The organism is Bradyrhizobium sp. UFLA05-125, from assembly GCF_059803515.1.
The window spans coordinates 72,689-86,286 of sequence record NZ_JBANBJ010000019.1; the positions used below are offsets into that span (position 1 = coordinate 72,689).

The 13,598-nt window shown below is 63.4% G+C and carries 11 protein-coding genes; 7 read left to right on the forward strand and 4 right to left on the reverse strand.

The features are described from left to right. Positions 1-22: 22 nt before the first annotated feature. Both ftsZ and SO156_RS18940 read left to right on the forward strand, forming a co-directional pair. A complete protein-coding gene (ftsZ, locus tag SO156_RS18935; RefSeq protein WP_498535863.1) occupies positions 23-1,285 on the forward strand; it encodes a cell division protein FtsZ in 1,263 nt (420 codons plus the stop codon). A 176-nt stretch (positions 1,286-1,461) separates the two neighbouring features. Beyond that, the gene (locus SO156_RS18940; RefSeq protein WP_498535864.1) at positions 1,462-2,364 is read left to right on the forward strand and encodes a polyphosphate kinase 2 family protein; all 903 of its coding nucleotides are present in this window, start codon (positions 1,462-1,464) and stop codon (positions 2,362-2,364) included. 25 nt (positions 2,365-2,389) lie between these two features. Here the strand turns inward: SO156_RS18940 and SO156_RS18945 are convergent, their stop codons facing one another. Continuing rightward, complete coding sequence (locus SO156_RS18945) at positions 2,390-5,140, reverse strand: HAD-IC family P-type ATPase (protein ID WP_498535865.1); 2,751 nt, start codon at positions 5,138-5,140, stop codon at positions 2,390-2,392. Between the two features lie 683 nt (positions 5,141-5,823). Between SO156_RS18945 and SO156_RS18950 the strand changes: the two genes are divergently transcribed. From SO156_RS18950 to SO156_RS18960, 3 genes are all read left to right on the forward strand, one after another. After that, on the forward strand, positions 5,824-6,843 hold the full coding sequence (locus SO156_RS18950; protein WP_498535866.1) for a flagellar motor protein MotA: 1,020 nt from the start codon (positions 5,824-5,826) through the stop codon (positions 6,841-6,843). 147 nt (positions 6,844-6,990) lie between these two features. Further along, positions 6,991-8,019: a peptidoglycan -binding protein gene (locus SO156_RS18955; protein WP_458150020.1), complete on the forward strand. Its 1,029-nt coding sequence runs from the start codon at positions 6,991-6,993 to the stop codon at positions 8,017-8,019. A 130-nt stretch (positions 8,020-8,149) separates the two neighbouring features. After that, entirely contained in the window at positions 8,150-8,599 is a 450-nt protein-coding gene (locus SO156_RS18960; protein WP_498535867.1) for a GNAT family N-acetyltransferase, read from the forward strand. Positions 8,600-8,840: 241 nt separating this feature from the next. On the opposite strand, the gene SO156_RS18965 is transcribed toward SO156_RS18960, so the two are convergent. Next, the gene (locus SO156_RS18965) at positions 8,841-10,691 is read right to left on the reverse strand and encodes an ABC transporter ATP-binding protein/permease (RefSeq protein ID WP_498535868.1); all 1,851 of its coding nucleotides are present in this window, start codon (positions 10,689-10,691) and stop codon (positions 8,841-8,843) included. A gap of 196 nt (positions 10,692-10,887) precedes the next feature. On the opposite strand from SO156_RS18965, the gene rpmE reads away from it, so the two are divergent. Beyond that, on the forward strand, positions 10,888-11,115 hold the full coding sequence (rpmE, locus tag SO156_RS18970; RefSeq protein WP_027521816.1) for a 50S ribosomal protein L31: 228 nt from the start codon (positions 10,888-10,890) through the stop codon (positions 11,113-11,115). Positions 11,116-11,275: 160 nt separating this feature from the next. Here the strand turns inward: rpmE and rcdA are convergent, their stop codons facing one another. Together rcdA and SO156_RS18980 are read right to left on the reverse strand one after the other, a co-directional pair. Then, the gene (rcdA, locus tag SO156_RS18975) at positions 11,276-11,785 is read right to left on the reverse strand and encodes a protease adaptor protein RcdA (protein ID WP_458150017.1); all 510 of its coding nucleotides are present in this window, start codon (positions 11,783-11,785) and stop codon (positions 11,276-11,278) included. Positions 11,786-12,290: 505 nt separating this feature from the next. Next, the gene (locus tag SO156_RS18980; RefSeq protein WP_027521814.1) at positions 12,291-12,482 is read right to left on the reverse strand and encodes a DUF1192 domain-containing protein; all 192 of its coding nucleotides are present in this window, start codon (positions 12,480-12,482) and stop codon (positions 12,291-12,293) included. A 108-nt stretch (positions 12,483-12,590) separates the two neighbouring features. On the opposite strand from SO156_RS18980, the gene SO156_RS18985 reads away from it, so the two are divergent. Then, the gene (locus tag SO156_RS18985) at positions 12,591-13,589 is read left to right on the forward strand and encodes an NAD(P)H-quinone oxidoreductase (protein WP_458150016.1); all 999 of its coding nucleotides are present in this window, start codon (positions 12,591-12,593) and stop codon (positions 13,587-13,589) included. Positions 13,590-13,598 lie beyond the last annotated feature (9 nt).

Consider the following 13,598-nt stretch of genomic DNA (forward strand, 5'->3'; position numbering starts at 1 on the left):
TCGAAGTAAGCGTGAGGCAAAAATGACTGACATCAGCGATCTGCGCGAGCTGAAAGCACGCATTGTCGTTTTCGGGGTCGGCGGCGCCGGCGGCAATGCGGTCAACAACATGATCGCAGCCGGGTTACAAGGCGTCGACTTCATCGTCGCCAATACCGACGCGCAGGCGCTCACCATGTCGAAGGCCAAGCGCGTCATCCAGATGGGCACCCAAGTGACTAAAGGCCTTGGCGCCGGCTCACAGCCCGAAATTGGGCGCGCCGCAGCCGAAGAGGTGATCGACGCGATCCGCGATCATTTGAAGGGCGCACACATGGTGTTCGTTACTGCCGGCATGGGCGGCGGTACCGGCACCGGGGCAGCGTCTGTCATCGCCAGAACCGCGCGCGAGCTTGGCATTCTCACCATTGGCGTGGTTACCAAGCCATTCCACTTCGAGGGCCAGCGCCGCATGCGCCTTGCCGAAGCAGGCATCGCGGATCTCCTGACAGCGGTGGACACCCTGCTGATCATCCCCAACCAGAACTTGTTCAGGGTGGCCAACGAGAAGACCACATTCGCGTCCGCTTTTGCCCTGGCCGATCAGGTGCTCTATTCGGGTGTTGCCTGCATCAGCGACCTCATCGTCAAGGAAGGTCTGATCAATCTCGATTTTGCCGACGTTCTCTCCATCATGCACGAGAAGGGCAAAGCCATGATGGGCAGGGGCGAGGCCTCGGGCGCAAAGCGCGTGCTCAACGCCGCCGTGGCCGCGATTTCCAATCCATTGATCGAGGACCCGTCGATCAAGCGAGCCAGTGGCCTCATCATCTCGATCACCGGCGGCAAGGACCTGACACTCTTCGAGGTCGACGAAGCTGCCAGCCGCATTCGCGAGGAGGCTGACCAGGACGCCAACATCATCGTCGGCGCCACTTTTGATGAGCGCTTGGACGGTATAGTCCGAGTCTCGGTGGTGGCGACCGGCATCGATAATCTTGGGCCGGCACGCCAGGTGCAACAAGCGCAAAGCTCAATCGCCGAACTCGCCGCCAGGCTGGGCAATGACGGCCGTCGCCTCGCCGACCGGATCGAGCACGGCGAACCGGCGCCGCCATTGGAGAGCCCGCCGCCCCCGCCGGCGACCCGCCGCCCCGAGGAAAGTCCCGCAAAGCCGATTTCGGAATATGCGCGGAATGCGGCGCCGCGGGGCCTCGATCCGTACGGCCGTTCCCCTACAGCACGCAATTGGATCGAGGAAGACGTTCTCGATATCCCGGCCTTCCTGCGCCGCAAGGCCAACTGAAGCGTCGCAAGAACCGAGGTAACTCGTCTCCAGGTGCTGGAAAATAAACCGGTGCGAGGCGACCTCTAGAGGTCTAACGTCAAAGTTGCGCGCGAACAGGACCCGGCTGTCCGGCTCGGCCGGCACCGCTCTCGCGCAGCGTGAGATTGTCTTTGTCTTGAGGCGGAGGACACTCCATGCCGAGAAAAGAAATTCTCGACCAGATCCAGAAGTACATCCACCCGTTCCGCATTGCCAACGGCAAGGGCTTTCAGCTGAAGGACTTCGACCCCGGCGACACGCGCGGTCTGAATATGGAAAAGGGCGAAGCTGCCGAGCTTCTTCAGCGGGGCACTCGATGGCTCGCGGAAGAACAGGACATGCTTTACGCCCAGGACCGCTGGTCGCTGCTGCTGGTGTTCCAGGCCATGGATGCGGCCGGCAAAGACAGCACCATCAAGCACGTCATGTCGGGGGTGAATCCGCAGGGCTGCCAGGTCTTTTCGTTCAAGCAACCCTCACAAGAGGATCTCGCACACGACTTCATGTGGCGCTACGTCACGCGTCTGCCGGAGCGTGGGCGGATCGGAATCTTCAATCGTTCCTATTACGAGGAGGTCCTCGTTGTGCGCGTTCACGAAGAGATCTTGAAGCGGCAGAGGTTGCCACCGTCGTTCGTGGGCAACCGTATCTGGAACGAACGGCTGGCCGACATCGCGCACTTCGAGGACTACCTGACCCGGCAGGGCACGGTCATCCTCAAGTTCTTCCTGCATCTCTCGCGCGAAGAGCAGAAAAAGCGCTTCATGAAGCGCCTCGACAATCCGGAGAAGAACTGGAAGTTCTCGGCATCGGATGTTCACGCGCGCAAGTACTGGCGGAACTATATGGGCTCGTACGAAGCGGCAATCGCGGCCACCGCATCGGAGCAAGCGCCGTGGTACGTGGTGCCAGCCGACAACAGGTGGTTCACCCGTCTTGTCGTCGCCGCGGCAATCGTGGAGGCAGTGGAGAAGCTCGATCTCGCATATCCGAAGGTAAGCCCTGAGCAGAAAAAGGAGCTGGCCGCGGCTCGCGCGGAACTTGCGCGTGAAGCTTGACGTCCGAGGCTCGAGACGAGCCGTCTCATGCGCCTGCTTCCGCGGCGACAACAACCTTTCGCAGGGAGCTTGACGAGCGAATGACAAGCTTTTCTGCCTCCACCACGAGGAAGAACAGCAATCCGCCCGCGACAAGCCAGGGCCACACCCAAGCCGGGATAGGTTCGTTGCCAAACATCGCCTGAACCGGTGGTACATAGGTGAAAATCAGTTGCAGGATCACGACGGCAGCGATGCCGAGCGGCAAGTACGTGTTGCCCGTGTGCGCCCTCACGGAGAGCGACGAATCGAGCAGGTAACGGCTATTCAGCAAATAGAAGACCTGGCCGATTGTGATCGCATTGACGGCTACCGTTCGGGCAAGCGCGTCCGATGCGCCGTGCCCTTTCATCCAGAAGAACGCCAGCAAGGTGTAAGCAAGGAGCGCCAGGCCGACGAAGATGATCCGCCAAATCCCGAAGCCGGTCACGATCGGGCGGTCTACTGCGCGCGGGGGCCGTCGCATCACATCGATCTCGTGCGGCTCGAAGGAGATGACCAGGCCGAGTGCGACCGACGTGACCATATTGACCCAGAGCACTTGCGGAGCCGTGATCGGCATGGTGAACCCGACAAAGATCGCCACCGCAATGACCAGCGCCTGCGCGACGTTGGTCGGCAGCATGAATAGCATGGCCTTCTCGATGTTGTTGTAGACGGTGCGCCCTTCCTTTACCGCCGCCGAGATCGAGGCGAAATTATCGTCGGCCAGGATCATTTCGGCAGCTTCCTTCGTGACCTCGGTGCCTTTGATACCCATCGCGACCCCGATGTCGGCTTTCTTGAGAGACGGCGCGTCGTTCACACCGTCACCCGTCATCGCCACGATTTGATTGTTGGCCTGGATCGCTTTCACCAGGCGCAGCTTGTGTTCGGGACTGGCGCGCGCGAAGACGTCGACGGCGCGAACGCGTTCCTGCAGCGTCGCGGTGTCCATGTCCTCGATTTCGGCGCCCGTGATCGCGGTCTTTCCGTCGCCGAGGCCAAGCATCTTGGCGATCGCCGCAGCGGTGATCTTGTGATCGCCGGTGATCATGGTGACGCGGATGCCACCACCTTGGCACTCCTTCACGGCTTCGATGGCCTCCTTGCGCGGCGGATCCAGGAGGCCGATCAGGCCGAGCAAGACGAGCGTCCTTGGCAGATCGGCCGCGGTCAGACCGCCAGCCTTCACATTCGGGTTCTGGAGCCACGCGAAGGCCAGCACACGCTCGCCTTGAGCCGCAAGCCTGTCCGATTGTTTCGAGAAGTGATTGCGGTCGAGCGGGCTCGACTGGCCATCGTCGGTCTGCTGGCGATCGCAGTGTTCAAGAATGACCTCCGGGGCGCCCTTGACGAGCAGGACTTGCTCGCCGTTCGCATCTTTCTGGAGGGTCGCCATGAACTTGTGCTCGGATTCAAACGGAATGGCGTCGATACGCGGAGATGCAGCCTGCTCGCGCTGCCGATCCATGCCGAGCTTTGCCGCGAACGGATAGAGCGCGCCCTCGGTCGGATCGCCCTCCACCTTCCAGGTCCCCTCCTCCTGGAACAGCTCCGCATCGTTGCAGAGCAGTGACACTCGCCCCATCAGCGCGAGGACCGGATCCTTGCCGGCGGGCTGTCCGTCCTTTTTGATTTCTCCCACGGGAGAATAGCCATCGCCGGTGACCTGATACGCCGAGTCGGCTGTAACGGCGGACACCACCATCATCTCCATGAGCGTCAGCGTACCCGTCTTGTCCGAGCAGATTCGTGACACGGAGCCGAGCGTCTCGACCGCGGGCAACCGCCGGATAATCGCGTTGCGCTGCGCCATGCGCTGGACGCCGATGGCCAGGGTGATCGTGATGAGTGCAGGTAGTCCTTCCGGGATGAGCGATACGGCGATGCCGACGACGGCCTGGAAGAGCTCGACAAAGTCGATCCCTTTCACCCACTTGCCGTAGGCGAAGATCAGGACGCTGATCACCCCGATAGCCGCGCTGATGGCGTAGCCAAATTTCTTGATCTGGCGCAGCAGCGGAGTTTCGAGCGGGCTGACGTCGGCGAGCAACTGGTTGATGCGGCCGAGTTCGGTCTGAGTTCCGGTCGCGACGACCACTCCGGTTGCGCGACCGGATACGACCATGGTGCCGGAAAATGCCATGTTCTCGCGATCGCCGACCGTCGCGTTCGCAGGCACCGCGTCGACGCTTTTTTCTGCCGGCACCGATTCACCAGTGAGGGCCGCCTCTTCGGTCCGCAGGTTCTTTGTCTCGAACAGTCGTAGATCCGCTGGAATCTTGTCGCCCGACTCCAGGAGCACGACGTCCCCCGGGACAAGCTGCTCCGCGGGAATCATGCGGGTTTCCCCACCGCGCACCGCCCTGGCCTCGGCGGTCAGCATATTGCGGATGGAATCCAGTGCCTTCTCGGCCTTGCCCTCCTGAATGAACCCGAGGAGCGCGTTGAGAACGACCACGCCAAAGATGATCGCCGCGTCGACCCACAGGTTCAGCATCAACTTGGTGAACCCTGCGGCGAGCAGCACATAGACCAGGATGTTGTTGAATTGTGCGAGAAGTCTCGCAAACGAGCCGCGTTTCCTCCCTTCGGGCAAGCGATTCTGACCGTATTTCTGAAGTCGGACAGCGGCCTCAGCCGGAGCAAGCCCTTTCTCGCAACTGGTCGCAAGTCGCTCCACGACCTCATGCTGAGGTATCGCGTGCCAGGGCGCCGCCTCGTTGGTCGTGTTCGCATTCGCTGCTGCGCGCATGCCGTTCTGCCTATCGGCCGACGTCTAAAACCGGTCTAGTTCGCTCAACGCGTCGACATCTGACATTTCCTTCGAAGTCCCAATGACATGAGTTGAGATCCACAAGGCCCTTGATCTGAATCAAGGGACTGACGGCCGTTGGAAGACCGATTTCAATCCGGAGAATCCCTCACTCAGCTCGGGGCTTCGCAGTATGGTTTGACGAGCCTGGGAGCGAACGTTGGTCGAGAGCTTGCGCATGCGCGACGGTCTGGCGCGAGGCTTCATGCGGACGCTCCGGGCGGCAATGGAAAGAATGCGCCGGTTCGCACCCGTGGGCGCGGCAGAGCTCGCCGGGTGCGCGCCGGAGACCGGCCAACGAAGACTGCCGGCGCCGACAAGGCCGGCCGAAAAAGCCCGGATGATGTCGACCGGGCCACTGGTCCACTCCCGCACCACCCAGGCGAACGTCACCGGAATCGCAGGCGAGAGCGACGCGTCCCGAGATAGGTCGTCATGCAAAAAATCCGACTTTCAGTCTTCGGGAACGCCGGAGTTTTACAAAATGCCAAAGCCTCAAAGCCCCGGTTTCAGCTTTAGGTTCCCTGCTTACCCCTGAAATCGGCCCCTTCCCGCTTTTTTTGGGCTGGCTCTGTGCCATAGTGCTGGCCGTAATTTGGGTTTCGCAACGGATGACATCGGCCATGAAGCCTGGCACTTCGCCCCGCTCCCCCATGGACAACGACTACATCAAACTGTCCTCCCCCAGCGTGTTCCTGGTGCGGATGCTGGTGTTTCTGGTGCTCTGCTCGCTGGTCGGGGTCGTGCTCTACAAGCAGATCATCACCGCGTTCTTCGCCAATCCCGGGCTGAACGCCCTGATCGGCGGCGTGCTGTTCATCGGCATCATCCTGGCGTTCCGGCAGGTGATTCGGCTCTATCCCGAGGTCTCCTGGGTCAACAATTTCCGCATCGCGGATCCCGGCCTTGCGCCGTCGCGCCATCCGAGACTGCTGGCCCCGATGGCGGCGATCCTCGGCGGCGAGCGGTCTGGGCGCATGAGCATCACCCAGCAGACCATGCGGCACCTGCTCGATTCGATCGCGACCCGCCTGGACGAGGCCCGCGACATCTCCCGCTATATGACCGGATTGCTGGTCTTCCTCGGCCTGCTCGGCACCTTCTGGGGCCTGATCGAGACCGTTGGCTCGGTCGGCAAGGTGATCGACGGTTTGAAGGTCGGCGGCGACGCCGGTGCTCTCTTCGATACCCTGAAGGAAGGCCTCGCCGCCCCGCTCGGCGGCATGGGTATCTCGTTCTCCAGCTCGCTGTTCGGCCTCGCCGGTTCGCTGATCCTCGGCTTCCTCGACCTGCAATCGAGCCAGGCGCAGAACCGCTTCTACACCGACCTCGAAGACTGGCTCGCCACCACCGTGCGCGAGTATAGCAGCGGCGAGGCCGTGGCTGTCGCCAGCGGCGGCGGTGTGGCATCCGGCGAGCTCCAGGCAGCGGTGGAACGGCTGCGCTCGGTGCTCGAGGAAGGCAGCGGCAGCCGCGGCACGACCGCGGCGATGGCGAGCCTTGCCGAGGCGATCCAGGCGCTGGTCTCGCATATGCGCACCGAGCAGCAGATGATCCGCGAATGGGCCGACGGCCAAGGCGAGCAAAATCGTGAGATCCGCCGCCTGCTCGAGCGCCTCGCGCGCCAGCCGGAGAAAAGTTGAAACGGTCTGGTGCCCCGTTCGAGACGCAGCATGAAATGATGCGTCGCTGAGCCGGGACACAGCGTTACTTGAGATGTGGGTCCCGGCTCTGCGGAGCAGCGTTGCACGCGCTACCCGCGCCCGGGACACGAAAGCGGAGTAATTCGAATGGCTCTTGCACGCGCCCGCCGCAGCGAAGGCCCCTTCAACTACTGGCCCGGCTTCGTCGACGCACTGTCGACGCTGGTGCTGTCGATCGTGTTCCTGCTCTCGGTCTTCCTGGTCGTGCAGTTCTTCCTGTCGCAGGAGGTCACCGGCAAGGACAAGGCGCTGGAGCAGCTCAATGCCAAGATCGCCCAGCTCAACGAGCTGCTGTCGCTGGAAAAACTCGGCAAGCTCAGCCTCGACGACCAGGTCTCGCAGCTCAAGGCCGGCCTCGCCTCGGCCGAGACCGAGCGCGACCGCCTGAAGGGGCTCTATGAAGGGCTTGCGAACGCCGGCAACGACGCGCAGGGCAAGACGACGGAGCTCAGCAAGGCGCTGGATTCCGAGAAGCAGGTGTCCGCGCGCGCACTCGCGCAGATCGAGGTCTTGAACCAGCAGATCAGCGCGTTGCGGCGGCAACTGGCGGCGCTTGAGGAAGCGCTCGACGCCTCCGAGAAGCGCGACAAGGAATCGCAGACACGGATTGCCGATCTGGGTTCCCGCCTCAACGTGGCTTTGGCCCAGCGGGTGCAGGAATTGTCGCGCTACCGCTCGGAATTCTTCGGCCGCCTGCGCGCCATCCTCGGCAACCGCCCCGACATCCGCGTCGTCGGCGACCGCTTCGTGTTCCAGTCCGAAGTATTCTTCGACACCGGCCAGGCAACGCTGCTGCCCGAGGGCCGCGTCGAACTCGACACGGTGGCAAGCGCACTCAACGAGCTCAACGGCAAGATCCCGAGCGAGATTCCCTGGGTGCTGCGCGTCGACGGCCACACCGACGTGCGGCCGGTCAGCGGCGCCAACTTCAAGTCCAACTGGGAATTGTCCTCGGCCCGCGCGATCTCGGTGGTGCAATACCTGATCTCGCTCGGCGTGCCCGCCGAGCGCCTGGTCGCGGCCGGCTTTGCCGAATTCCAGCCGCTCGATACCGGCAACACCGAAGACGCCTTCAAGCGCAACCGCCGCATCGAGCTGAAGCTGACGGAGCGGTAGTGGTCAGGCAGGCACGGTGCAGGCCACATCGTCATGGCCGGGCTTGTCCCGGCCATCCACGTTCTTGCTTCCTCACGCGCGGCTCTTCGTGGATGCCCGGGACAAGCCCGGGCACGACGGTCTTTGCCAGATGAGCACTTTCCACCTCCGCCCCTATCGCGCCGAGGACGAGGCGGCGGCGATCGCGCTGTGGCATCGCACCTGGCAGCAGGCCTATCCGCAGATCGACTTCGCGGCGCGGCTGGACTGGTGGCGCGAGCGCTGGCGCAAGGACCTGGTGCCGAAAGCCGAGATCAGGGTCGCCGAGCAGGATGATGGCGCGCTGATCGGCTTCGTCACCATCGATGACGAAGGCTATCTCGACCAGCTCGTGGTCGATCCCGGACAATGGGGCTCGGATGCCGCGCGGCTTCTGGTGGATGAGGCCAAGCGCCTCGCGCCAACCGGCGTCACGCTGCTCGTCAACAAGGACAATACCCGCGCCATCCGCTTCTACGAGCGCAGCGGCTTTGCCCATGCGGGAGGTGATGTGAACCCGACCTCGGGACGGCCGGTGCTAAGGATGGAATGGAAGCCGTAGGCGCGGCGACCTCCCCAACGTCGTCGCTCTACTTTGCATGGGGTTGTTTTCGATGTTTTGCTTTGGGGTGCGAGAGTTAGCCGTTTCCGAGCCGCCCCGTCTCCCTCTGCTGTCATGCCCCGGCTTGACCGGGGCATCCAGTGCGCCGCGGCGCCTCCGTATCCTCGCACTGTCTGTGGAATGCTGGACCTCCCGCTTTCGCGGGTCATGACACCGAGAATGGGGCGACGGTGGAGGCCCCTCACGCCCCCTCGAACTGCAACCTCGCCAGCCGCGCATAAAGCCCGTTCGCCGCGACCAGCTCGGCGTGCGAGCCCTGCTCGACGATCCGGCCCTGGTCCATCACCAGGATGCGATCGCATGACAGCACCGTCGCGAGGCGATGTGCGATCACGATCGTCGTGCGATGGCTCATCAGCTCTTCCAGCGCGGTCTGCACCAGCGTCTCGCTTTCCGCATCCAGCGACGACGTTGCTTCATCGAGCAGCAGCAGCGGCGCATCCCGCAAGATCGCGCGCGCGATCGCGATGCGCTGGCGCTGGCCGCCGGACAGCGTCACGCCGCGCTCGCCGAGCGACGTCTCAAAGCCTTCCGGCAGGCGGCGGATGAACTCGGCGGCATGCGCAAGCTCGGCGGCGCGCTCGACCTCGGCGTCGGTCGCATCGGGCCGGCCGAAGCGGATGTTCTCGCGGGCGGTGGCGGCGAACACCACCGATTCCTGCGGCACCAGCGCGATGCGCGCACGCAGCTCGCGCGGATCGACCGATCTGACCGGCACACCGTCGAGCGCGATCGCGCCCAGCATCGGATCGTAGAACCGCAGCAGGAGGTGAAACAGCGTGCTCTTGCCGGCGCCGGAAGGACCGACGATCGCGACCTTCTCGCCGGGGCGCACGTTGAGCGAGACGCTGTCGAGCACCTTGACGTCAGGCCGCGCCGGATAGGCGAAGCTCACTCTGTCGAAGCCGACTTCGCCGCGCGCTGGCGACGCCAGCGCACGCGGCATCGCCGGTGCGGTGATCTCCGGCTGCACATGCAGGATCTCGAACAGACGCTCGGCGGCACCGGAAGCGGCCGCGACCTCGCCCCAGACCTCGCTGAGCTGGCCAAGGCCGGCCGCGGCAAATGCTGCATAGAGCACGAACTGGCCGAGACGGCCGGGCGTGATCGAGCCGATCAGGACGTCATGCGACCCGATCCAGAGGATCGCGACCACGCTCGTGAACACGATGAAGATGATGATGGCGGTCAGCACCGCGCGCGCCTGCGTCGAGGTGCGTGCCGCCTCATAGGCCTGTTCGACCTCGCCGCCAAAGCGCTTCGCGGCGAGCTTCTCGCTGGTATAGGCCTGCACGGTACGGATGGCGCCGACCAGCTCGGAGGCGTAGGCCGAGGCGTCTGCGAGCGTATCCTGCGCATTGCGCGACAGCCGCCGCACCCAGCGCCCGAAGGCGACCAGCGGCAGCACGATCAGGGGAATGGCGAGCAGCACGAAACCGGAGAGGCGCGGGCTCGTGATCACCATCATCGCGACCGCGCCCAGGAACATCATCATGTTGCGCAGTGCGATCGACACCGAGGCGCCGACCGCGGATTTGATCTGGGTGGTGTCGGCGGTCAGCCGCGAGACCAGCTCGCCGCTGCGCGCACTATCGAAAAAGGTCGGCGAGAGCGAGAGCAGATGGCCGAACACGTCGCGGCGCAAATCCGCAACAATGCGCTCGCCGATCGTCATCACGAGGTAGTAGCGCGCGGCACTCGCCAGTGCGAGCACTGCGACGACTGCGATCATCACCGCAAAGTAGCTGTTGATCAGCGCGATGCCTTCCGGCGTGAAGCCGAAGTCGATCATCCGCCGCACCGCAACGGGCACCAAAAGCGTGGTCAGCGCGGCAATCGTCAGCGCGACGAAGGCAAGCGCGGCACGTCCGCGATAGCGGTTCACATAGGGCGCAAGCGCCATCAGCGGCCGTAGCCTTGCCCGGCCTTTGGCCGGCTGCTCGATCAGCTCGGCCTCGATCGAAGGGGTGTCCGCGGCTTTCATCTTGCCCTGATCGACGTACCGGTCATCAAGCCGTTCCACTGCGCTCATGAGATCCGACCCATTGGATTGGTCCGCTCCAATAGGCCGGTGCAAAGGTAGTAGCAAATCCGGGATGTCCCTTAGGGGCAAGCCCGGTTGCTCATCCCGCAATGGCTTGTTTTGCGAGGTTTCGTGGGGTATAGAGCCGCCCAAATCCGTCATTCGCTAGCCACTCAATGAGGCGCCGGGGCGCCGAGGAATTGCCATGAAAGCCGAGATTCACCCGAATTATCATACGATTACCGTCGTGATGACCGACGGTACCGAGTACCAGACCCGCTCCACCTGGGGCAAGGAAGGCGACAAGCTTCAGCTCGACATCGACCCGAAGTCGCACCCGGCCTGGACCGGTGGCTCCGCCCAGATCATGGACCGCGGCGGCCGAGTCTCCCGGTTCCAGAAGAAGTTCTCGGGCTTCCTCAAGAAGGATTGATCCGGCCAATCAGGCCGCGACGAAAAAACGCCCCTGGGGAGACCAGGGGCGTTTTTGTTTGCGAGCGGTCATTCTGGGGCGGTCCACAAGACCGAACCCGGAATCTCGAGATTCCGGGTTCGAATGCTGGCGCATCGCCCCGGAATGACAATGAATCGGCTTACCCCTCGAACGCGGCCTTGAGTGCGTTGAGCTGGGGCACCAGGGGATTGCCGATCGGCATGCGGTCCGCCGGCGGGGTGTGGATGCTGGTGTCGAGGCGGCGCACGCGCGTCTGCAGGCTCATCGAGCGGGCGATCAGGTCCTGCAATTGCTGCGGCAGCTTCTCGATCGTGTCGGTGGGGCCGGGATCGGCCGCGGTCAGCTTGACCTTGGTCTTTTCGCGGTTGGCCTGAACCAGCGTCATCTCGCCTTCCTTCACCGCGCGGTGCAGCAGCAGCCAGGACGCGAGCTGCATCAGACGGGTGGTGAGACGCATGCTTTCGGTGGCGTAGGTCAGGCTGACGGCGCGGTCGAGCGCCTTGGCCTCGGTACGGCCGGCGCCGTCGAGATAGGCGGCGGTCTCCTCGACCAGATCCATGCCTTCGCGGAACAATGCACTGAACGCCGCCGAATTGGTGAACCGTTCGCTGAGTTGAACGAGAGCGCCGTCAGCTTGCAAACGTTCCATGGTTAACGCCCCTTACGCAACTGTTTACCATCCGGCTTTGGCGCCGGCTTATGATGAACAAATCATTGCGCGGGCGCCTCGCGAAGTCCAGCAGCAACCGCGTTTATGGTTTCCGCGCCTGATTGCACCAAGGCGGGACAGGTGAGGCGCAAAAAAAGAGCCGCCGGAGACCGGCGGCTTTGAAAGTTGATAACAGGGAGGCGTCAAACAGAGTGGACAGGAGCCACTCGGTGTCCAAACGAGGACGGTTCCAGTCATAAACGCGAAAGCTTAATCGACCGTAAACGAACGATTTTTTTGAGGGTTCGTTAGCCATGTCGGCCATTGGCCGACGGGGTTGCGGAACCGTTTCAGAGACGGCGGCTCCAGCGGGCGGACTACCGATCCTCATGGTGAGGAGCGCTGCATCGCGCGCGTCTCGAACCATGAAGGCCGGGCTCCCGCGGCCATCATTCGAGACGCGGCCTTCAGCCGCTCCTCGTCAGGATGAGGACTGCAGGCTTTGCTACGACTTGAAAATGCTGTTCGCGGCGTCGCGCGAGGCACGCTTCTTGGTTGCCGCTTCCTCGAGCCTTGCGATCTCGGATTTCAGCAGCGCGATACGCTCGGTCAATTCCTCGACCGACAACAGTGAGAGGTCCTGTCCGATCTCGTGGCTGATCTTCTTGCGCGGCCGGTCGTCGTCGTCCATCGCCATCGTCGCTCCTCCATCACAACCGAAGCCGAAGCGGTTGCCAGCGCGTGGCCCGCTGGCTAATCAATTGCCTCGTTCGTCCTGCGGCCCAAGGATAATCAAGGACAAATCATGGAAAAGCTGCCTGCGCAAATGACCGTGGTCGCCATCTCCAAGCCCGGCGGCCCTGAGGTACTGGTGCCGGAGCAGCGTGCGCTGCCACAGCCGGGTCCAGACGAGATCCTGATCAAGGTGATGGCCGCCGGCGTGAACCGGCCCGACGTGGCGCAGCGTTCCGGCGCCTACCCGCCGCCGCCTGGCGCCAGCGACCTGCCGGGGCTGGAGGTTGCGGGCGAAGTGGTCGCGGTCGGAAGCAACGCCAAGCGGCACAAGATCGGCGACAAGGTGATGTCGCTCGTCGCCGGCGGGGGGTACGCCCAATACTGCATCGCCCAGGACGCCCAGGCGATGAGCGTGCCGCCAGCGCTGTCGATCAAGGAAGCCGGCGCGCTGCCGGAAACCCTGATGACGGTCTGGCACAATGTGTTCGAGCGCGGCGGGCTGAAGGCCGGCGAGACGCTCTTGATCCATGGCGGCTCCTCCGGCATCGGCACCATGGCGATCCAGCTTGCAAAAGCGTTCGGTGCGAAGGTGGTCGTCACCGTCGGCTCGCAGGACAAGATCGATGCTTGCCTCAAACTCGGCGCGGACCGCGCCATCAACTACAAGACCGAGGACTTCGTCGCCGTGGTCAAGGCGGAGACCGGCAACGCCGGCGCCAACCTGATCCTCGACATGGTCGCTGGCGATTATGTCGACCGCAACTATGATGCCGCCGCCGTCGACGGCCGCATCGTGCAGATCGCAACCCTCAACGGCCCCAAGGTCAACGTCAACATCGCCAAGGTCATGGTGAAGCGCCTCACTCATACCGGCTCGACCTTGCGCCCCCGTAGTAATGCGGACAAGGCGGCGATGGTGGCCGCGATCGAGGCCGAGGTGATGCCGCTCTTGCGCGAAGGCCGCATCAAACCGCTGATGGACAGCACTTTCCCGCTGGAAAAGGCAGCTGAGGCGCACCGGCGGATGGAGACGAGCGCACATATTGGCAAAATTGTGTTGGAGGTCTAGCCCGCACGA